Here is an 18,816-nt window from a genome sequence, read left to right on the forward strand (position 1 = left end):
TTCTCCAGGCAAAGTGAGCAGACGTCAGTATGGGATTGCAAACGAAATATGCTATATGGCGGTCGTGACAGGTTGTCTGTCAGAGGCATCTTCAATGTATAACGCGGCAAAGGCGGCGCAGATTATCGCCTATCTCGCGCTGAAGACGCCAGCGCGGTCGATCAACATGCTGAAGGCGATCAAGCTGGTCTACATCAGCGATCGGGAGGCGCTCCGGCGCTTTGGTTACCCCATGCTGGACGAGCCACGCGTATCAATGCGCCACGGGCCAGTTAATTCTTGGACCTATGACAACGCCAAGGGCGAGGTCGAGAACGCGAGCTGGGCCGCCGTGCTCGATGACCGCGAGAACCACCTCATCGGCGTGAAGCCGGACATTACCGCGAACGAGTTGGACGAGCTCAGCGACGCAGAGGTCGAGGTGCTCGATGAGGTCTGGGGCAAGTTCGGCGGCATGACGCAGTGGCAGCTGGTCGAGTGGACCCACAACTCGGACAACGTGCCCGAGTGGGAAGACCCAGGCTTCAGCTCCGATCCGATACCGCTCGAACGTGTGTTGCGTGCGGTTGGGATCGGCAATGCCAACGAGCACGCTCGTTTTCTGAAAGATCAGGCGGCCGTCGGTCGGATCTTCGCTGAGCTAGCGAAGTAGGCCGCATGCCAGTCGCGAAACGGGGCACGCTGCTGATTATCTCGGGGCCTGCGCACGATCCTGATCGCAAGCACCTGCATGTTGTCTGCAACGATCCGGACGAGCACGGAAATGTGCTGGTGGTAGGCGTCTGCTCCGTCACCGCTGCGCCGCATGATGCCACCTGTATCTTGCAGGCGCACGAGCACGAATGGCTCCACCACCTCTCCTACGTCTTCTACGCCCGAGCCCGGGTCGTTTCCGAAGCGAGCTTAGATGCCGGGGTTGCTCAACGGCTCATGGAGGTGAGGGACGACGTGAACGGTCAGACGTTTCTACGAGTGAAGAACGGCATTTGTCGGTCGCCCTTCACGCCGCGCAAAGTGAAACAATATGCTGGTTGTGCGGACGAGCAGCCAGAGGCGGCTTAGCGCCGGCACACTGTTAGGACACAAACATCGCCTCCACTATTGCCTGCATCAACACGCCACGCGGCACTGGCACGCTGACCGATGTATAACCGCGGTTCTGCGCACGGCGCTGCCCATACAAGCCGATCCATTGCCGCCCATGCTGGCGCCAGGCACGCTGTAGAGCCGGCACTGGCAGCAACACGCAGGTGGCGGCTGGCGCATGGGCATAGGCGATGAAGTCGCAGGCCAACGGCTTCTGCACCCAGCCTGGCGAGCGCCGCGCTTCGTCCGACCAGCGTTCCAGCAGCACGTCCGGCCATTCCTCCGTCCTGATCTTCTCATCTACCGTGTAGGTGCGACCGCAAGCCAAGGTGAGCAGACGGTCGATGCCTGCCCGCTGTGCCCAGCCATCGTTCTCGATCGCCACCGCAGACATGAGCGTGGGGAAGGCCTGACGGTAGATGGGCAGCCACCAGTCTGGGCCATAGCTCTCTGCCAGGGCAAGGCTGTCCTCGAACCGGTGGACACGCGTGAAGCCCGCCGTTCGGGTGTGCCGAGCGACGGGCAGGTGGGGCGCTAGCCGGGCGGTGGCCGGCTCCCGGAGGGCGGTGCTAATCGTGGTGCTTCTCCTGATCGTCGCAAGAGCGACCTTGGCGAGTGGTGCCGAACAATCGCTGGCGAAATGCCGCCAGCCGGGCAGGATTGAGATAGCGGGACGGGTTTGCAGTCAGATTGTCGGCTTGCTGCTCCGCCCAGCGGATCGCCTCGGGGGCCGGCTTGTCTTGCCCTTGATCAAGGTCATGCGCTTCGAGGCAGGCGCGCGCCTGCGTCGCCCAGCCACCGAGCAGCATGTAGAGTTCCGATCGAACCCGGCTTGGGGGCAGCGCCCTCAGCCCGAGATGGATCAGCGCACGGCCAATGGTGAAGCGCAGGTGCGACAGCCTGCTTTGGGAGCAGGATGTCACTTCGGGAACATCCATCCGCCGGTTGGACTGCGAACCAGCCCCAGCTCGCGCGCGCGATGCTGACGGTTTGCATCCTCGACATTGATTGGCCCTGCCGATTGATCGACGCCGTAGATCGGCATCAGCGCGCCAGGCTCTTCCTCCTGCGTGCCCCACACGACTTCACCCTGTCGGTTCGGGACCGAGCCGCAGCCGTCGTCACCAGCGATGCAGCAATCTTCCTCTGCCTCAAGCTCTGGGTCGCCGTCGAGTTCGTCCATCCGGTCGATCAAGCGCTCTGTCAGTCGGGCAAGTACCGGACGCGGCAAGGAGGGGATTGCGGCAAAGAGGGCGGCCGGCGACAGCACGTCCGTGCTCCGCATCCAGCGGCCGGATCGGCGGCGGGGCCACGGGCGCGCGGTGGCTGCCGTCCGGGCGCCCAGAGCGGGAGCTTGGCCATCATGCGGTCTCCCCACATTGTCGGCGCTCGATCGCCGCCTTGATCGCCTCCTGCCGGTCCGCGCGGCCGATCAGGTGCGACATGACGACGGCAAGGTCCTCAGGGTCGCAGTCCTCCACCATAAAGGCGAGCCGCCGGCCGGACATCAGCGCGTAGCCGCCACCGATCTGCGTCAGCGCCGCCAGCCACGCGGCTGCATCGAAGCTGTCCTGCTCCTGGGCGGGATAGAGCGTCGCCATGTCAGCGGTCCTCCCGTGCACGGTGCTGAACCTTCAGCTCAGGCAGCCACCTGTTCGCCTGCCTGCCGATGCAGACGAGGTCTTGATGCTGCGTGTCGGTGGGTTCTTCGTCCGGGCGGAACAGACTGGCGAGCCGCAGAACGCAGTTGTTGACGGCAACGCCGGTCATCTCGTGCAGGTCACGCAGATCCCGCTCGTTGTCGTCCTCGGTGGTAATCAGATCCTGCCATCGGCTCAGGGCCGAAAGGACGGCCAAGACATCATCGAAGTTCTGCGGCGGCTCGGCGATGATCGCGCAAGTCAGGGCGTTCGCCTGTCTGCACCAGACCCTGTTGGCCGGTGCCGCCTCGGAGCGGGTGAGGTCGTCGCGCTGCTCGGCCGCGTCAACGGCGCTCAGGCGCTTGTTGACCGTATCCAGCATCAGCGTGAGATTGCGGATCGGAGTGGTCGTCATGGTCACGCCTCCCCCGCCAGCAGGCGCACGTCGGCGATCACTCGCTCCGCTTGGCCGTCATCATCGAGCATGCCGCTGTTGCGGAGCAGAGTGAGCTTCCACTCCAATGCCGCTAGGTCAGGTGCGGGGATCGCGAACAAGGCCCATTCCGCCTGTCCGACCGGGCCGATGCTGTCGGACCACTCCTCCCCGAGCTGGTCGGTCAACGTGCCATCAGCCTCCGCTTGCTTGTAGCGGGCATTAATGACGGCATCCCGTTCCTGTTCACGGCGGAGCGCAGCGGCTGCTTCCTCCCACGCCGTGCGATCGGACACTGCCTTCGGAGGGCAGGGCGCGATTGTCTGAAGCATCATGGCTCAGCCCTCCCCGCGCAAGTTGAGGATCGCGGCGAAGATCAGCTTTTCCTGCCAGTCCAGCTTCGCTCGTTCGCGAAGCAGCGCCGTCACATCGCCCTGAGCCACAGCCTCGCGGCGGGTGGCGTCGCAGTGGGACCACGCCACCCACAGCCGCAACTCGGCGGCGCGGGTGCTGGTGTCCGGGCTGTTGAGAATGGCGCTCTCAGCCGCGTCGATCCGATCCCAATACCGCTGCCCCACTTCGGGGTCGTCCAGCGAATCAGGATCGGCATCGAACTCGGCATAGGCGCGGCGGCGAGCCTGCCAATGCGCTTCAAGGCTCGCGGCGTGACAAGGTGCGGCCGGTAAGATGCCGGCGGCGGCGAAAGCGGTCAGCGCGACTGCGCCAGCCAGCAGCTTGCGGCGGGTGGTCTGCATGGTCAGCCCCCCACCATTGCCGTTGCAGCGGCGTCGAGTGTGTCGACCTGCTCCTGGATGCGCCGGAGATGGTCATTCAGCATAGCCAGCAGCCATAGTCCGTGATTGTGCCGGTCCTGCGAAGCCGGGTCAGCCGGCAGGTCGCGAAACAGGTCTGCCGCGTTGATCGCGTGCACCGTGGCGAGCGCGCATGAGACGCCCTCCTGGAGGACCGCGGTGCGCTGAACGTCGTCAAGGTCTTGCATGCTCAGCCCTCCAGCTCTGCTGTGCGGAAGCGGCGGCGGTTCCAGACTCGCATCGTGGCGGCCTTGAAGCGGTCGCCGATCGCCTCATGGTCCACGTTCACCTCGGTGGCTATGAAGTCGAACAGCGTGTCTATCGCAGTGGTGAGTGCGGCAGCCTCGTGCGGCGGCTCCTTGCCTGGCGTGTGCAGGCCGTGCGCGACGGTGATGTGGTACTGCAAGATCAGCGCGTCGGTCCAGGTCGTCGGGACCTGGTAGAAGATCGCCGTCCGGAGTGCGTCGCCCTCGGCGTCGGCAGCCTCCATCGCTTCCTCATAGCGGGTCTCGCGCTGCCTGTCGGCGGGGCTGTCGCCTAGCTCCAGTTTCGCCTCGTCCAGCGCGTTGGCGGCGGACATCGCGGCTTCGTAGCGGGTGTGCATGACCCGGATTGGGGTCGCTGCGTCGATTGTGGCTGCGGCGTTCGCCGCGGTGGCGGGAAGCATAAGCATCAATCAGCCCTCCCGCGCCATGAGGCAGCCGTTGGCCGGGTGCCGGGTGAACAGGCGTTCGCGACCGTCAGCGGCGATCACCGCTTCGATCGCACGCTGCTGGCGCGAGTTGGTGGCGCGGTGCTCGCCAGCGAGAGCGCGGGCATAGGCGCCGGGATTGCCTGTGCGCAGGTGCAGGCGCGCCATATCCACCGCACGTGCGGTGTTCTTGCTAAGACCGGAAGATGTGCGCGTGATCTTGGCCGAGCGCACGTCGGCCGTTAGGGTCATCATAGCCATTCACCTCCTGAATAGGTGTGTGGTCAGGCCGGAGAGGGAGATTGAGCCCTCCCCTTCCGGCCGTCTGCCGATATAGTTTGTATCAGTGCGTGTCAGGGTGTTCAAGTGGTTGCTGATATAAATTGTCTCCGTCGATGAAGATTGAACAATGCCGCGCGGCAAGAGCACTCCTCGGCTGGTCGTCGGCCGAACTGGCGCAGGCGGCAGGACTCGGCCCGGTGACGGTCAGGCGTTTCGAAAGCGGCCAAGCAGTCCAGCAGATCTCGATCGATACGATGCGCACTGCGCTTGAAGCTGCGGGAGTGGTGTTCATCCAGGACGGCGAGACATCCCGCCGGGCAGGCGTAGGCGTCCGCCTCGCTGATTAGCTAGGCTGTACTGTTTGGAGCGTCGCTGACCGGATTTTTACTAGCCGCGGCCGATGTTCGGGCATGTCGCTCGATTCTCCTGCCCCGTCCTCGGTGACACCACCCGCCGCGCTGTCGCCCATTGAGGCGCGCCGGTTGTTGCAACGGTGTCGCGACGTCATCGTCGCCATGCGCGAGATTGGAGCGGCGATCGGCCGCGGCGATGTAGAGGTCTGGGCTCACTCGCGTGTCAAAATAATGGACAGCGGGGCTGAGCACCCCGGCAACAATGCGCGGGTGCGTGGGAGCTACTGGCACCGGATCGAAGCCGAGGCCTTTGATCCATTCTGGTCCGGCGACGTCTTCACGCTGAAACGAGTGTCAGGCGACGACAGTTACCGCTTCGAGCAGATACGGTTCGACCGCGTGAGCTTGGAGTCCTTCGCTCGACAGCACGGGCTTGATGAGGCGAGACCCGCCTCCCCTCCCCTCCGCCGAGCTGGGCGGCCACGGGACAATGATGCTTGGTTTCGGTTCTGGTGCACGGTCGTCAGCATCGCTCAAGACGATCGGCTCAATGCACGAGAGCAGAGAAGCCAAGCCAACCTGCGCCGGAACATCATGGATCGGATGGGCGACAACCCAATGTCAGAAGAGACGATGAAGCCGGTCGTTCGCGATCTATGGCACGCTGTCATCGAGCCGGCAGAGGCAATTAACACCTATTAACACCCGTTCGTACTGCGACCGCTGCTCCGGCATGCGTCAATTGGATCCCCGCAGAAGGCGAATCAGCCCGGTTCGCCAAAGCGGAGAACGACAATGCAGAAGTTGCACACGATCAATGACACCTGCCGTATCCTCTCGGTATCTCGCGCAACCGTCTATCGCCTGATCTCGGACCAGCAGTTGCTGACCGTGAAGGTGCGGGGCCGCACGCTGGTGCGTGCCACCTGCATCGACACAATCGCGGGAGTTGCCGCGTGAGCCGCGGCGAGGAAGCCGAGCAGATGGCGCTGGATCTCGGATCGCCGGTCCACCGTGATGTGGAGCCTACCGTTACGCCAAGGATCGTCGTGCCGCAGGTCACAGCCACGCCCCACGTCGCGAAGCCGCAGCGGGCCAAGATTACCGGCCCGCGGCCGCCCCACCATTGGACGCCCAGTGTGCCGGCACCGCGAGCGGAGATGAACCAGATGAACAATCGGCGTTGGATCCGCTTCCTGCTCATCCACAAGGTGTGGCTCACCGACTTCGAGAAAGGGGTTTGCCTGACGACAATGCGCCAGCGCTTCCCCTCGGCCAAACAGCGCCGGGTTCTCTGGTGGGCGCTGTACCGCGTCTATCCGATTGGGTGCGGCAAGTGGGGCAGCCCTAGCTCGAACTAGAGCGCCCCACCCTTTCCTACTTTGAGACTGCCATATTCACCGCCTTGGGCACCGGCCTGGGGCGGTGAATTTCTACGTGGCACCGCTGGCAGAGAGCGAGCATGTAAAGCCACTCGAAGCGCAGGGGATGCCCCTTGGCCAGCGTATGATGCGCCTCGATCGAGGGACACCCGCACACCTGGCAGTCTGGGTGTGCATCCAGGAACAGACCATTCCTTTTCTGGCGAGAGTTGGGCTTGGAAGTGCGCGGCTTGGCGCGCCATTGACGGGTATTACTCATGTTTTTCCTCCTTTCATGAAACCCGCTTTCCTTCCTCACTTCCTCTCTGGCCCACCGGCCCGGCTTCTTCGCGCCCCGATCCACGGATCGGGTGCTAGTACATATACGGTTGCGGTCCCCGATCCGTGGATTGTCAGCAGGTTGAGCAGCGCAGGTCCTGCGGAAGCATGGCCGCCCTGCTTGCACGGTCCAAGGCTTCCTGCGGACTGAACGGGCCCTCGATTCGGCCACAGCTGCCGCATTCAATGAGGTGACTAGGCCCCTTCCACGACAGCAGCAGGACAGGCGCCAGGAGACCGAGCGAGAGCCCATGCTCGCGCAACGCTGCATCGACGCTGCGGTTGAACACACGAGCAGCGTGGTTCGCCAGATAGCCCGGGGCGACCGCAGCCTCGGGATGCACCGCTTCCCCATCGTTCGTCGTCGGATCGCCGGCGGTCATCCCGCGCTTATGCCGCTTCCCGGCCTCGTCCGCGATACTGAAGTCAGCGCTGACGCCCCGGCGCGGGTAGACAGCAGGAAAGGCACGGCCCCGCAACAGTTCTGCCCCTTCATCACCGCAAGAACCCGGGTCCGGACGCTCGCACCGCCCTTTCCGCCCCCGACTTCGGACAACCTGCGCATCCGCGGCTCGTGCGGCAGCGCTGCATCATCTGCCCTGACTGTCCCCGAACTGACATTTGCTGCGGCTATCGGCCTGCCTGTTCGCAACGTCGCGAGATCACGTGACCGTCATCCGACCTATCGATTGCTGGTTTGCGCAGGAAGTGCTGCCGCATGAGCGCGAGCTGCTGATCGTGGCGCGCCGGCTCCGCACGGGCAGCGATGAGCCGCAAGATCTGGTGCAGGACGTTTTCGCCCGGATGCTGACCACCGAGGGATGGTCGGCAATCGCCAATCCCCGCACCTACATGCTCCAGATGCTGCGCAACATCGCCATCGATCGCATGCGGCGGGCCAAGATCGTCGATTTCCGCCACTTCGCCGATGCCGACGAATACGATCTGCCGGATGACGCGCCCGATCCGCACCGGATCGTCGAGGGCCGCCAGCAGATGAAGGCGTTCGCCGAGGCGCTGCACGCCTTGCCCGAACGCTGTCGCGTGGTGTTCGAGCGGCGACGCATCGAGGGCCAATCGCCTCGTCAGATCGCAAGCGAGTTGGGAGTGAGCCTCTCGACTCTGGAAAAGCGGCTCGCCCGTGCCATCCACCTGCTCACCCGGGCACTCGAACCGGGCCGAGCGGGCGACGCATCGGACGGGGCAGCCTCCGAACGGCTGCGGCAAGAGCGCTGAGCCCGAACGGCCCTTCGCGCGACCTTCCCTTCCCGTTTATTTTGCGCCAGCCGATTGGCGGCCGGCATGGCGGTTGGCACGGCATGGTTCGTCTTAGGGATATGGCATTGCTCGAAATGACCGCCGCGTGACGCGGCAAGGCGACAATCCCGAACCGGTACACGCGGACGACACGGCCGCGGCGCAGGCGGCCACCTGGCTGGCACGCTATCAGCTCGGCACGCTCGACGAAGCCGCATTCGACGCGTGGCGCACCGCCGACCCGGCACACGCGGTCGCCTTCGCCCGCGCCTGGGCGATGTGGGACCGGTTCGAGGCCCAGCCGGCAAGTGCCGCCCAGCCGCCGCTTCCCGTCCGCCCGGCCCGGCGCGAGCTCCTGCGGGCAGCCTGTGCGGTGCTGGCAGTGGGCATCGTCGCGGCCGGCACCAGCGTGACCCGTGCCTATGCCTGGAGCAGCGCGACGACCGCTCTGGGCGAGAACAAGCGGCTGCGGCTGCCCGATGGCAGCATGGCCGCGCTCAATACCGATTCGCGCCTGTCGTGGCGCTTCTCCGACCGCGAGCGCACCTTCTGGGTGGAGCGCGGCGAAGTGTCGTTCGCGCTGCGAGACGGTCCCCGCGCGATAGTGCAGGACGATGGCAAGGCAATCCGGCTCTCTCCGGGCCGATTCAATCTGCGCCGGCGCAGCGAGGCGGTCGACCTGCTCGTGCTTGCCGGAAGCGCCAGCGTGACCGATGCGGGCGGCCGCCTCGTGCGGGCCGATCCGCGGCTACCCAGCCTGCTGGTGTCGCAGAGCACCGCCGTGGTTCGTCCTGCAACCAGCGAGCAAGTCGCCGGCACGATTGCCTGGCAGAGTGGCGAGATCCTGTTCCAGGATGCGACGCTGGGCAGCGCAGTGGAGGAATATAACCGCTTTCTCACCCGCAAGATCGTGATCGTCGATCGCGAGCTGGCGAGCATCCCCGTCGGCGGCCGCTTCACCTCGACCGATCCGACCGCCTTCCTTCGCGCGATTTCGGCGGGTCTCGGCGTTCGCGTGTCGCAGTCCAACAGCGCCTATCTGCTGACGCGGTAAAAAAATCCGCGCCGATATGGCGGCGCCGGGTCTTTGGATCGTCTCTGCAAGGGAAGGCTTCAAAAAACCAACCCTCCTAAACCTTCGGGTCGCAAAAAGGTTCCTCCATGTTCGCCAAAACCACTGGGGCGTCGCTCGCCGCGACGCTGCTGATGACGACTGCCGCCTATGCGGCGCCCGTGATGCCCGCTGCCGAGCGGCGCTTTGATATCGCGTCACAGCCGCTGGCCGGCGCCCTCACCGACTATGGCCGCCAGGCCGGCGTGCAGATCTTCTTCCCGCGCGCCTCCATCGCCCATCTCCGCTCGGGCGGCGTTCGCGGCCAGATGAGCCGCGAGGCGGCGTTGCGCCGGCTGATCCTGGGCAGCGGGTTGCAGGTCCGCAGCGACGATGGGCGGACGGTGGTGCTGGGCGTGGCACAAGGGGCCGAAACCGCCCGTGCCGCGACCGTGGCGCTGCAACTGCCCGACGCGCCCGCCGGATCGGGCATGCAGGACAACACCGCTCTCGCCGGCGAGGAAGCCCAGACCGATCAGGAGATCGTCGTCACCGGCACGGTGCCGCTGGAGGAGGAAAAGGCGCTGGAATGGAAGCGGCGGCAGATCGGCACCAATGCCGTGATGTCAGGCGAGACGATCGCGCGCCGACCGGGCGGCAACATCGTCGACATCCTGGCGGTGCTCCCCGGCGTCACCGCCTATGCCGATATGGGCCTGGGCCAGGCGGCGACGGGCGAGGCCGAATATGTGTCGATCCGCGGCATCGACTCCAGCTACAACGCCTATTCGATCAACGGCATGCGCGTGGCCGAGGCGGATCCCGCCACGCGCGCGCTCTCGCTCAAGATGGTCGCCCCCTATGGCTTGCGCTCGGCCAGCGTGTCGAAGACCCCGAGCGCGTCGGACTATGGCGATTCGATCGGCGGTACCGTCAACATCGATACGCCCGACGGCTTCCAGTACGGCCGCCGCCATTTGAAGGTGACCGGCGGCGCGAATTACAACGATCGCGCGGATCGGCTGGGCTTCAAGGCCTTTGGCGGCGTCGGCCAGGTCGAGCTTGGCGGCATCTTCGGCGCCAACGAGAATATCGGCTTCTACGCCACCGGCTATTACGAGCAGCGCAAATCGGCCGCGGAGAGCACCGAGGCGATCCAATATGTTCCCGCCACCGCCAATGCCCCGCGCGACGAACTGACGCCGCAGGGCGTTCGCTTCGACCTCTATGACTCCTCGATCACCCGCTATGGCGGCAACTTCTCGCTCGACTTTCGCGACGACGGCTTTTCCGCCTTCATGCGGGGTTCCTATGGCCACTACAACGTGTCGTCGGTCGATGTGCAGCACAGTCTGACCTCTTCGGTCCTCGCGCAGATCGGCGCGGCGCCGCAATATGACGCCAATGGCAATTACCTGCCGCTCGGCACGCTGGCAGGCAGCTATTTCCAGGCGCGCGACCAGATCTCGCAGCTCGCCACGATCCAGGGCGGCGCCGACTTCGCCGTGGCGGACAAGCTCAGCATGTCGCTGCGCGCCTCCTATGGCTATGGCGAGCAGCGCCGGCCGAACTATGCCGAAGGCAGCATGTACAGCGACACCAGCCTGCTGATCGACAGCGCAGGCAATCCGGTGGGCGGCGCGACCATCGACACCTCGGACCCCACCAGGATCGGCCTGACCTTCATGGACCCGGCCTATCGAGACCGCATCCTCAGCGCGGAGTCGATCCGCGTCTGGAAGTTTCAGGGCCGCGACGTGAAGTCGGACGACAATCTGTTCGAATTGAAGCTGGACATGGATTATGCCGCCGGCGGCGTGCTCCAGCACCTGAAATGGGGCGCGAACCTCAGCGTCTCGGATCGTGCCCAATATGATCGCGGGCTGCTGGGCAACAATGGCGACAATTTCGTCATTCCCGCCGCCGATGGCAGCCGGCCGGGATCAACGGCGGCGGTGGGGCCGACGGCGGGGTCGCTGGCCGGCCGCAACATCGATTTCATGAACGGCAACTATCCCGATTTCCGCTTCTACGATCGTGCCTATTTCGAGAATGCGATCCTGCCCTACGCTTATTCAAACCAGTTCACGCCGGACGGATCGCCGAACCCGGGCTATTACACGGTCAACGATTACAACCGGAACACGGTAACCGGCACCGAGACGGTCTATGCCGCCTATGTCCAGGGCGATGCGATGCTGGGCCCGGTCCAGCTCGTCGCCGGCCTTCGCTTCGAGCACACCGATTTCCGTGCGACGCACTGGGTCACGGTGACCGACAGCGCGGGCGCCTCGCCGAACGACACCGGCTATTTCACCAGCGACGGTAATCGCTACAACCAGTTCCTGCCCAGCCTGAACCTCGCCTGGCGCCCGAACGATCGCATGGTGGTGCGCGCCGCGGCCCGCCGCAGCTTCGCCCGTCCTGCCTTTGCGCTGATCGCCGGTCCCGAGACCTATGGCTATAGCACCCTGCCCGGACAGGAGAACCAGCTGCTGTTCGTCAATCGCTCGAACCCCGATCTGAAGCCTACCGAGGCCACCAATGTCGATCTGGGCGCGGAATGGTATCCGGATCGCAGCGCCGTCATCGAAATCGCGGGTTTCTACAAGCACCTGACCAACTTCGTCTTCACCGCCAGCGCCACGGGCAGCACGCCGAGCGCAAGCAACGGCGCGGATGTGATCGGCGGCATCACCTACACCATGCCCGAGAACGGCAACGCCGCCGACCTCTACGGCGTCGAGTTTCATGCCCGGAAGCAGTTCTTCGAACTGGGCGGGTTCCTCGGCGGCTTCGGCGTTGAAGGCTCGGCCACGCTGCAGGACAGCAAGGCCGACAGCGGCCTGGCCGGCCATGGCAAGACCGTGCTGCCCCGCGCGCCGCACGTGATCTACAATGCCGAGCTGTTCTACGAGCGGCCGGCCTTCTCGGCCCGGCTCGCCTGGCAATATGTCGGCCGCCAGCTGCTCAGCCTGAACAACCAGCTGGACACCTATCTCCAGCCCAATCGCCAGCTGAACTTCAACGCCACGTATCGCCTGACGCCGAACTGGTCGATCTCCGGACAGGTGCAGAACATCCTGAACCAGGAGAGCTTCTACAAGACGATGGGCAAGTCCACGCGCTATCTCGGCACCCAGGATGGCGGCGGCAACGGCTCCTATGTGGAAACCGGCCGGTTCTTTAAGCTGACCACCTCGTTCCAATGGTAAGGCGGCGGCGCGCGCTGCGCTTGCTTGCGGCGGCGCTGCTGTCGCTCGGTCTGGCCGCTCCCGCGCCTGCGCGGGAGGCGGACCAGGTCGAGGGCCTGCCGGGTTCGCTGCGCCTCGATCAGGTGCAGCAGCTCGGCTCGCACAACAGCTACAAACACTATCCCTCCCCCGCCGCGCAGGCGCGGATCGAGGCACTGGCGCCCGAGCATCGGGATGGCCTCGATTACGGCCATCCTCCGCTGGAGGCGCAGCTTTCGCTGGGTATCCGCCAGATCGAAATCGACGTCGCGCCCGATCCGCAGGGCGGCCGCTATGCCACGCCCTACCAGCTCCTCGCCAGGGCGGCGCACGGGGCGATGATGGCACCGGGCGCCAAGGTGCTGCACTTCCCGCAAATCGACTTCGAGAGCCATTGCCTCAGCTTCCGCGACTGTCTGGCGGTGCTGCGCCGCTGGTCGGACGGACATCCGGGGCATCTGCCGGTGACCGTGCTGGTCAACGCCAGCGACTTCCCGCCGATCGCTGGCTTCTGGCTGCAGGACGCAAAGTTCGAGGCGGGCGATCTCGACGCGCTCGATGCGGACATCCTGGCGATGATCGGCCGCGACAAGCTGATCCGCCCGGACGACGTGCGTGGGACCCGCGCCACGCTGGCGCAGGCGGTCCGCGCCCATGCGTGGCCCAGGCTCGATGCCGCGCGCGGGCGCTTCCTGTTCGTGCTGGACGGAAACGAGCGGCATTACGCCCTCTATCGCGCCGGCCATCCCTCGCTGCAGGGGCGCGCGATGTTCGGTTACTACCCCGAAGCGGATGCCGAAGCGGCGATCTTCAACATCCAGGAGCCACGCGGGCATGAAGCGGAGATCACGCGTCTGGTCCGCGCCGGCTTCCTGGTGCGCACCCGTGCCGATGCGGACACCCGAGAGGCGCGCAGCAACGATCGCACCCGCCTCCATGCCGCGATCGCTTCGGGCGCGCAGTTCGTCAGCAGCGACTATTATGACGGCGTCCCCAATCCGCACGGCTATGCCTATCGCGCCGCGCTGCCCGGCGATCGCCTGCGCCGCTGCGATCCGGTGACGGCGCCCTGCTCCATGCAATCTCGCTCGAAACGAGGAAAATGATGTTCGACCTGCTCGCGCTTGCCGCCTCCGCCGCCCTGCCCCAGCCCACCCTGCCGCAGGTCGTCCCCTCGCCCGCGGCGGCGCAGCCGGACGCTTCGGGTGACCTGGTGCTTTCGGGCACGTTCACCGATGCCGATCGCGGCAGCTATCGCGAGCTGCCGTTCGATGTGCCCGCCGACGTCACCAGGATGACGATCGAGATGGAGGGCGCCGATCCGGCCAAGGGCATCTATCTGGTGCTCGGCCTCTACGATCCGCAGCGCGAGCGCGGTTGGGGCGGCGCGATCAAGCCAAGGATCACCATCGCTGAGACCTTCGCCTCCACTTCCTATCTGCCGGGGCCGCTGCCGGCAGGGAAATGGCGCCTGAGCGTAGCGGTGGCCTTCCTGCGCCCGGGCGCGGTCTCGCCCTGGAAGCTGCGCGTCCATTTCGATCGCGGCCCGGCCGCGCAGCAACTGTCGGCCACGCCGCTCAAGGCCGGTGCCGGCTGGTATCGCGGCGACTTCCACACCCATACCGGCCACAGCGATGCCGTGTGCCGCAGCGAGCCCAGCCGCAATCCCGTCCCCTGCCCGGTCTATTTCACGCTGCAGGCGGCCCGGGCGCACAAACTCGATTTCGTCTCGGTGACCGATCACAACGTGACCTCGCACATCGCCGAGCTGGCGACGATCGCGCCCTATTTCGACGGACTGCTGACGATCCCCGGCCGCGAAATGACCACCCAATATGGCCACTACAATCTGATCGGCGTGACCGATTTCGTCGACTTCCGCGTCGGCCCGGTCGGGCACAAAGACATCAACGCGATGTTCGATGCCTCAAAGGCCACCGGCGCCCTGGTTTCGATCAATCATCCCGAAATCCCGACCGGCGAGAATTGCCTGGGCTGCGGCTGGTCGGCGCCGGGCACCGATTATAAAAAGGTCGGCGCGATCGAAGTCGCCAATGGCGGGATCGCGGCCGAGCATGGTGACAAGTTCGACGACGGCGAGGGATCGGGTACGGCCTGGTGGGAAAAGCTCCTCGACCAGGGCTTTCACCTGACCGCGATCGGCGGCAGCGACAATCACGACGCGATCGATGGCCGCGCCGGCAGTTCGCCGGTGGGCGCCCAGTCGGCGGTCGGCACGCCCGCGACCGTGGTGCATGCCGCCGAACTGTCGCAGGCCGGCATCCTCGCCGGCGTGCGTTCGGGTCGCGTGTTCATCGATCTGGAAGGCGCGCATCCCGAGCGGCTGCTCGACCTGTCGGCCAGCGTCGCCGGCGGTCCGGCAGTCGCGATGGGCGGTACGCTGCACCGCCGCGCGGGGCGGCCGATCCGAGGCACGGTGCAGGTCAAGGGTGCAGCGGACCACCGCGTGGATCTGATCGTCGACGGTCGCCACGTCGCGCTGCCGGCGGGCGGACAGGTCGTGGGCTCCGACGCGGCCGTGCCCTTCACCATCGCCGCGGGCGACAAGGCGCACTGGATCCGCGCCGATATACGCACCGCCGACGGCCGCCGCGTGCTGATCGGCAACCCGATCTATGTGGAGTAAGGCCGGCCGTAGGCAACTCGCCATGCCGAAAGGCGAAGGCTGCGTGACAGAATCATCTGCGCTGTCACGCCCACTTGTCGAGCAACGCCGGGGCGCGCTCCCGACGTGCCTTGGCCGCAGGACTAAGCACGCCCCAGTAAATCCTGGCAAGGTCCTCGCGCCGCCTGATCCGCGATGAAGATTGCGGTCGTTTCGATGTTGCTCGAGCGGCCGATGCAGTTGCCGCACGACCTCTATCCCGACATCCAGGCCGGGCCGCCGGCTCCCTCCTTCAGCTGGCGGGCGCGCCGATAGTGATCGTCCCGCCGAGCGGGCCGTGCTGCTCTGCGCACCGGACGAGGAAGCCGGCGACCGACCGCCGCGACACCGTCTCGAACGAGGACCAGCTGTCGCTCTTGTCGACAAGGGCAATCTCCTCATCGGCGTCTGACAGCCCCGGTGGGCGCACGATCGTCCAGCGGATCCCGGATCGCGCGATCGCCGCCTCGGCCTGCACGTGGTCCAGATACGCCGCGTGGATGCTGCTCAGGCGCAGGATGACGCGGAAGAGAAGCGCGTGGCGCCGGCGGTCGGCACCGACGCCGAACGCACTCATGTAAATCAGGTGCTGCGGCCCCCCGCCGATCGCCGTGATGGTCGCCTCGGCAACACGCCGAAGAAGGTCGGCCGGCGAGGTGCGCCGCGCGAACAGGCTCCTGGAGGCGCGGTTCTGCCCGAGACAGGAGATGATCGCATCACAGCCCTCGATCGCCGGGCGGAGGAATGCCGGATCGGTCAGATCACCGACCTGGCTGAGGAGGCGCGGCTCGTCGCTGGCCTCCCGGAGCGGCGATCGCGACACCGCGACGACGCGATGATCGTGAGCGAGAAGCCGTTCGACCGTCAGCCTGCCGGTCGCGCCGGTCGCGCCGAGCACCGCGATCCTCATGCTGGAAGGCTCTTGTCGGTCGTCCATGTCATCCGGTCACTCCTTGCGAACAGTATGTGCGTAAGGATAAAAGGATGCCTTCCGGCCGCAAGAACGCAGGATTTTCTACCTTGGGCACATCCATGATCGCAGAGCCCCCCGTTGCTCCCGCATCCGGCACGGCGTCCGAATGCAAGGCGCTCGGCCAGATCATCGACCGCATCGCGGACAAATGGGCCGTGATGGTGGTGGGGCACCTGTCCCAGGCGGAATCGCTGCGGTTCAACGGCCTGATGCGGGCGATCCCCGGCGTGTCGCATCGGATGCTGACGCTCACGCTGCGCGGGTTGCAGCGCGACGGGATCGTCAGCCGGACGGCTTTTGCCACCATCCCGCCACGGGTGGACTATGCGCTGACGGCGCTCGGTCGCTCGCTGACCGAGCCTTTGTCGCAACTGGCGCTGTGGGCGGGCGATCACCAGTCGGAGATCGAGGCGGCGCGCCAGCATTATAACGACGAGGCCGCGCGCGACGATTAGCGGGCGGGCGCCTGCACCGGGTCAGTTCCTGAAATAGGCCGGTCCTTCCAGATCCTCGCGCAATGTCGGGCCAACCGGGGTCCAGCCGAGTTCGCGTCGAGTGCCATCGCTGGCGACCGGGTTGTCGGTCGCGACGAAGGGCGCGGTGAAGCCGAGCTGCCGGCGTGCTTGCGCCGATGTGCCGGCGCGCACGGGAAGGCCCAGGCGCTTGCCCATGATCGTGGCGATCTCGCGGTAGCTGAGGCCGGGATCGCCCACGCCGTGGTAGACGCCGCCGGCCGCGCCCTGTTCGAGCGCCAGACGGAACAGCGTCACCGCGTCGCCGTGGTGGACGCCGGTCCAGCGCTGGGCGCCATCATCGACGTAGAGCACTTCACCCTGCTTGCGCGCGGCCTGGGCGAGCTGCGGGATCAGCCCCGTGTCTCCCGACCCGTGCACCGCCGGCGCAAGCCGCACGATGGAGGCGCGTACCCCGCGCTCCGCCCAGCGCCGCACCCGTGCCTCGCTGACCGAGCGGACATAGCCGGCCGAGTCCGGGTTCGGCCCGTCCGCCTCCGTCGCGGCGCGGGACGCCTGGTGGCCAGGCGCCCCCGCGACGCCCATGGTGGCGAACGCCGTCACCAGCGGTCGACCCGAGCCCTCCAGCGCCATGCCGATAGCGTCCAGCGCCGCATCGTTGGTGGCGGTGATCGCCCGCATCATGCGCGGCACGGTTCGCCACGGCGCGCCGCCCAGCACCGCACCGAGCAGGCGCCCGAGCGGAAGGTCGCCCGGCGAGAACGTGTAGGCGAGATGGATCACGCCATCGGCTGCGCCTGCGGCCCGCCGCAGCGTGTCCGGCTCCTTCAGGCTGCCACGGTGCGGCTGCACCCCGATCGCGCGCAGCCTGTCGGCCGCCGCGTCGGTCCGGGCCAGGCCGATCACCTCGTGCCCCTGCGCCAGCAGGTCCCTGGCAAGCGCCGGGCCGATAAAACCGGTCGCGCCGGTGAGAAACACGCGCATATCGTCCTCCGTCGTTGCTTGGCGAGGTAGATATCGCGCACCGGACGTTCTATGCGTGATCGACCCGAACTCTGTTTCGATCGTCCGTAACCGATGGTGGCCCGACATGGACGATGATCCCCTGTCCGAAGTGCTGGCGTTGGTGAAGCCGCGCTTCTCGGTGGCCGCCGCCCTCGATGCAGGCGGGCGCTGGTCGATCCAGTTTCCCGGCGAGAACCAGATACGACTGCAGGCGGTCATGAGTGGCGACTGCTGGCTGGAGGCGGATGATCTGGCGCAGCCGATCCGGCTCAATGCCGGCGACTGTTTCCTGTCGGTCGCCGGACGGTTCCGCCTCGCGGGCGATCTCGCGGCGCCTTCCGTCCCCGCCTATCCGATCTTCGCGGCCAAGCGCGGCGGGGTCGCCGTCCATCAGGGCGGCGGGGCGTTCCTGGGGCTGGGCTGCCTGTTCGCGCTGGACGATGCCCATGCCCGACTGCTGGCGGAACTGCTGCCGCGCACGATGCTGATCGAAAGTGCCCGGGCGCAGGCACGGCTGAGGACCCTGCTCGACCGGATGTTCGAGGAGGCGCGGACGCCTCGCCCCGGTAGCCGGCTGGCGATGCAGCACCTGTCGCAGATGATCCTGATCGAGGCGCTGCGGCTGCACATGGCGGACGACATGGCGCCAGCCACCGGCTGGCTCGCCGCCTTCCGCGATCGCCGGCTGGCTCCCGTGCTCGCCGCCGTCCATCATCGGCCGGACCATCGCTGGACGCTCCAGGCGCTTGCCGCTTGCGCCGGCATGTCGCGCACCAGCTTCGCCGCCTGTTTCCGCGAGATGGTGGGGCTTGCGCCGATCGAATACCTCACCCGATGGCGGATGCTGCGGGCAGCGGACGCGCTCCGCACCGGGAGCGACAGCGTCGCCGAGATCGCCCGCGCCGCCGGTTACGCCTCGGAAAGTGCATTCGGCGTCGCCTTCAAGCGCGTCATGGGCCGGTCACCCCGACGCGGGATCTAGCCACCCGCGATCCGCCGCAGCAGTTCCTCAAGCAGCAGGCGCTCGCCGGAGAGAGCACGGTCGCTTCTTCAAGGCGGGCGCGGACTCCGGAGACCAGGCTGGCGATCCCTGCGCCTTCCCCGCCATCTTTCCTCAGATCGGGCGGGCATCCTGATAGAATGCGAGCATCCGTTCGTGCAG

26 protein-coding genes are annotated in these 18,816 nt (G+C 66.3%); 14 read left to right on the plus strand and 12 right to left on the minus strand.

The genetic code is table 11. The features are described from left to right. The first annotated feature begins 55 nt into the window (after positions 1 to 55). The gene (locus tag DVW87_RS10060) at positions 56 to 652 is read left to right on the plus strand and encodes a Panacea domain-containing protein (RefSeq protein ID WP_220149810.1); all 597 of its coding nucleotides are present in this window, start codon (positions 56 to 58) and stop codon (positions 650 to 652) included. A 5-nt stretch (positions 653 to 657) separates the two neighbouring features. Continuing rightward, on the plus strand, positions 658 to 1,062 hold the full coding sequence (locus DVW87_RS10065) for a hypothetical protein (RefSeq protein WP_114687640.1): 405 nt from the start codon (positions 658 to 660) through the stop codon (positions 1,060 to 1,062). 13 nt (positions 1,063 to 1,075) lie between these two features. Here DVW87_RS10065 and DVW87_RS10070 read toward each other — a convergent pair whose 3' ends face one another. The 10 genes from DVW87_RS10070 to DVW87_RS10115 form a co-directional block, all read right to left on the minus strand. Next, positions 1,076 to 1,471 carry a hypothetical protein gene (locus tag DVW87_RS10070; protein WP_239017850.1) on the minus strand — a complete coding sequence of 132 codons (396 nt, stop codon included), beginning with the start codon at positions 1,469 to 1,471 and terminating at the stop codon, positions 1,076 to 1,078. A 184-nt stretch (positions 1,472 to 1,655) separates the two neighbouring features. After that, the gene (locus DVW87_RS10075) at positions 1,656 to 2,024 is read right to left on the minus strand and encodes a hypothetical protein (protein ID WP_147276249.1); all 369 of its coding nucleotides are present in this window, start codon (positions 2,022 to 2,024) and stop codon (positions 1,656 to 1,658) included. Next, positions 2,006 to 2,281: a hypothetical protein gene (locus DVW87_RS10080; RefSeq protein ID WP_114687642.1), complete on the minus strand. Its 276-nt coding sequence runs from the start codon at positions 2,279 to 2,281 to the stop codon at positions 2,006 to 2,008. Before DVW87_RS10080 ends, DVW87_RS10075 begins: the two co-directional genes overlap by 19 nt. Positions 2,282 to 2,447: 166 nt before the next feature. Next, positions 2,448 to 2,687 (minus strand): hypothetical protein, encoded by a 240-nt coding sequence (locus tag DVW87_RS10085; RefSeq protein WP_114687643.1) that lies wholly within the window; start codon positions 2,685 to 2,687, stop codon positions 2,448 to 2,450. A gap of 1 nt (position 2,688) precedes the next feature. After that, the gene (locus DVW87_RS10090) at positions 2,689 to 3,141 is read right to left on the minus strand and encodes a hypothetical protein (RefSeq protein ID WP_114687644.1); all 453 of its coding nucleotides are present in this window, start codon (positions 3,139 to 3,141) and stop codon (positions 2,689 to 2,691) included. 2 nt (positions 3,142 to 3,143) lie between these two features. Continuing rightward, the gene (locus DVW87_RS10095) at positions 3,144 to 3,455 is read right to left on the minus strand and encodes a hypothetical protein (protein ID WP_147276250.1); all 312 of its coding nucleotides are present in this window, start codon (positions 3,453 to 3,455) and stop codon (positions 3,144 to 3,146) included. 42 nt (positions 3,456 to 3,497) lie between these two features. Next, the gene (locus DVW87_RS10100) at positions 3,498 to 3,914 is read right to left on the minus strand and encodes a hypothetical protein (protein ID WP_114687646.1); all 417 of its coding nucleotides are present in this window, start codon (positions 3,912 to 3,914) and stop codon (positions 3,498 to 3,500) included. A gap of 2 nt (positions 3,915 to 3,916) precedes the next feature. Then, positions 3,917 to 4,159, minus strand: a complete 243-nt coding sequence (locus tag DVW87_RS10105) for a hypothetical protein (RefSeq protein ID WP_114687647.1) — start codon at positions 4,157 to 4,159, stop codon at positions 3,917 to 3,919. Positions 4,160 to 4,161: 2 nt separating this feature from the next. After that, the gene (locus DVW87_RS10110) at positions 4,162 to 4,644 is read right to left on the minus strand and encodes a hypothetical protein (protein WP_114687648.1); all 483 of its coding nucleotides are present in this window, start codon (positions 4,642 to 4,644) and stop codon (positions 4,162 to 4,164) included. 3 nt (positions 4,645 to 4,647) lie between these two features. Beyond that, positions 4,648 to 4,917 carry a hypothetical protein gene (locus DVW87_RS10115; protein ID WP_114687649.1) on the minus strand — a complete coding sequence of 90 codons (270 nt, stop codon included), beginning with the start codon at positions 4,915 to 4,917 and terminating at the stop codon, positions 4,648 to 4,650. Positions 4,918 to 5,057: 140 nt separating this feature from the next. On the opposite strand from DVW87_RS10115, the gene DVW87_RS10120 reads away from it, so the two are divergent. From DVW87_RS10120 to DVW87_RS10165, 10 genes are all read left to right on the plus strand, one after another. Next, entirely contained in the window at positions 5,058 to 5,291 is a 234-nt protein-coding gene (locus DVW87_RS10120) for a helix-turn-helix domain-containing protein (protein WP_114687650.1), read from the plus strand. Between the two features lie 63 nt (positions 5,292 to 5,354). Beyond that, the gene (locus tag DVW87_RS10125) at positions 5,355 to 5,999 is read left to right on the plus strand and encodes a hypothetical protein (RefSeq protein WP_114687651.1); all 645 of its coding nucleotides are present in this window, start codon (positions 5,355 to 5,357) and stop codon (positions 5,997 to 5,999) included. A 93-nt stretch (positions 6,000 to 6,092) separates the two neighbouring features. Further along, on the plus strand, positions 6,093 to 6,257 hold the full coding sequence (locus tag DVW87_RS10130; protein WP_114687652.1) for a helix-turn-helix domain-containing protein: 165 nt from the start codon (positions 6,093 to 6,095) through the stop codon (positions 6,255 to 6,257). Beyond that, positions 6,254 to 6,658, plus strand: a complete 405-nt coding sequence (locus tag DVW87_RS10135) for a hypothetical protein (RefSeq protein ID WP_114687653.1) — start codon at positions 6,254 to 6,256, stop codon at positions 6,656 to 6,658. Before DVW87_RS10130 ends, DVW87_RS10135 begins: the two co-directional genes overlap by 4 nt. Positions 6,659 to 7,248: 590 nt before the next feature. Then, positions 7,249 to 7,719 carry a hypothetical protein gene (locus DVW87_RS18225; protein ID WP_220149811.1) on the plus strand — a complete coding sequence of 157 codons (471 nt, stop codon included), beginning with the start codon at positions 7,249 to 7,251 and terminating at the stop codon, positions 7,717 to 7,719. A gap of 16 nt (positions 7,720 to 7,735) precedes the next feature. After that, positions 7,736 to 8,233 carry an RNA polymerase sigma factor gene (locus DVW87_RS10145; protein WP_181814791.1) on the plus strand — a complete coding sequence of 166 codons (498 nt, stop codon included), beginning with the start codon at positions 7,736 to 7,738 and terminating at the stop codon, positions 8,231 to 8,233. A gap of 127 nt (positions 8,234 to 8,360) precedes the next feature. After that, positions 8,361 to 9,308 (plus strand): FecR family protein, encoded by a 948-nt coding sequence (locus DVW87_RS10150; protein WP_114687655.1) that lies wholly within the window; start codon positions 8,361 to 8,363, stop codon positions 9,306 to 9,308. Positions 9,309 to 9,415: 107 nt separating this feature from the next. Then, on the plus strand, positions 9,416 to 12,520 hold the full coding sequence (locus tag DVW87_RS10155; protein ID WP_114687656.1) for a TonB-dependent receptor: 3,105 nt from the start codon (positions 9,416 to 9,418) through the stop codon (positions 12,518 to 12,520). After that, positions 12,514 to 13,644 carry a Ca2+-dependent phosphoinositide-specific phospholipase C gene (locus DVW87_RS10160; protein ID WP_114687657.1) on the plus strand — a complete coding sequence of 377 codons (1,131 nt, stop codon included), beginning with the start codon at positions 12,514 to 12,516 and terminating at the stop codon, positions 13,642 to 13,644. The genes DVW87_RS10155 and DVW87_RS10160 overlap by 7 nt, the downstream gene beginning before the upstream one ends. After that, complete coding sequence (locus DVW87_RS10165) at positions 13,644 to 15,185, plus strand: CehA/McbA family metallohydrolase (RefSeq protein WP_147276251.1); 1,542 nt, start codon at positions 13,644 to 13,646, stop codon at positions 15,183 to 15,185. The genes DVW87_RS10160 and DVW87_RS10165 overlap by 1 nt, the downstream gene beginning before the upstream one ends. 271 nt (positions 15,186 to 15,456) lie before the next feature. Here DVW87_RS10165 and DVW87_RS10170 read toward each other — a convergent pair whose 3' ends face one another. Next, positions 15,457 to 16,113 (minus strand): NAD(P)-dependent oxidoreductase, encoded by a 657-nt coding sequence (locus tag DVW87_RS10170; protein WP_181814792.1) that lies wholly within the window; start codon positions 16,111 to 16,113, stop codon positions 15,457 to 15,459. A gap of 122 nt (positions 16,114 to 16,235) precedes the next feature. On the opposite strand from DVW87_RS10170, the gene DVW87_RS10175 reads away from it, so the two are divergent. Continuing rightward, a complete protein-coding gene (locus DVW87_RS10175) occupies positions 16,236 to 16,631 on the plus strand; it encodes a winged helix-turn-helix transcriptional regulator (RefSeq protein WP_114687660.1) in 396 nt (131 codons plus the stop codon). Between the two features lie 21 nt (positions 16,632 to 16,652). On the opposite strand, the gene DVW87_RS10180 is transcribed toward DVW87_RS10175, so the two are convergent. Further along, the gene (locus tag DVW87_RS10180; RefSeq protein ID WP_114687661.1) at positions 16,653 to 17,633 is read right to left on the minus strand and encodes an SDR family oxidoreductase; all 981 of its coding nucleotides are present in this window, start codon (positions 17,631 to 17,633) and stop codon (positions 16,653 to 16,655) included. A gap of 106 nt (positions 17,634 to 17,739) precedes the next feature. Here DVW87_RS10180 and DVW87_RS10185 point away from each other — a divergent pair, with 106 nt between their 5' ends. Further along, entirely contained in the window at positions 17,740 to 18,636 is an 897-nt protein-coding gene (locus DVW87_RS10185; RefSeq protein ID WP_114687662.1) for an AraC family transcriptional regulator, read from the plus strand. Positions 18,637 to 18,816 lie beyond the last annotated feature (180 nt).

It is taken from the genome of Sphingomonas aracearum, from assembly GCF_003345355.1.
Taxonomy (GTDB): domain Bacteria; phylum Pseudomonadota; class Alphaproteobacteria; order Sphingomonadales; family Sphingomonadaceae; genus Sphingomonas; species Sphingomonas aracearum.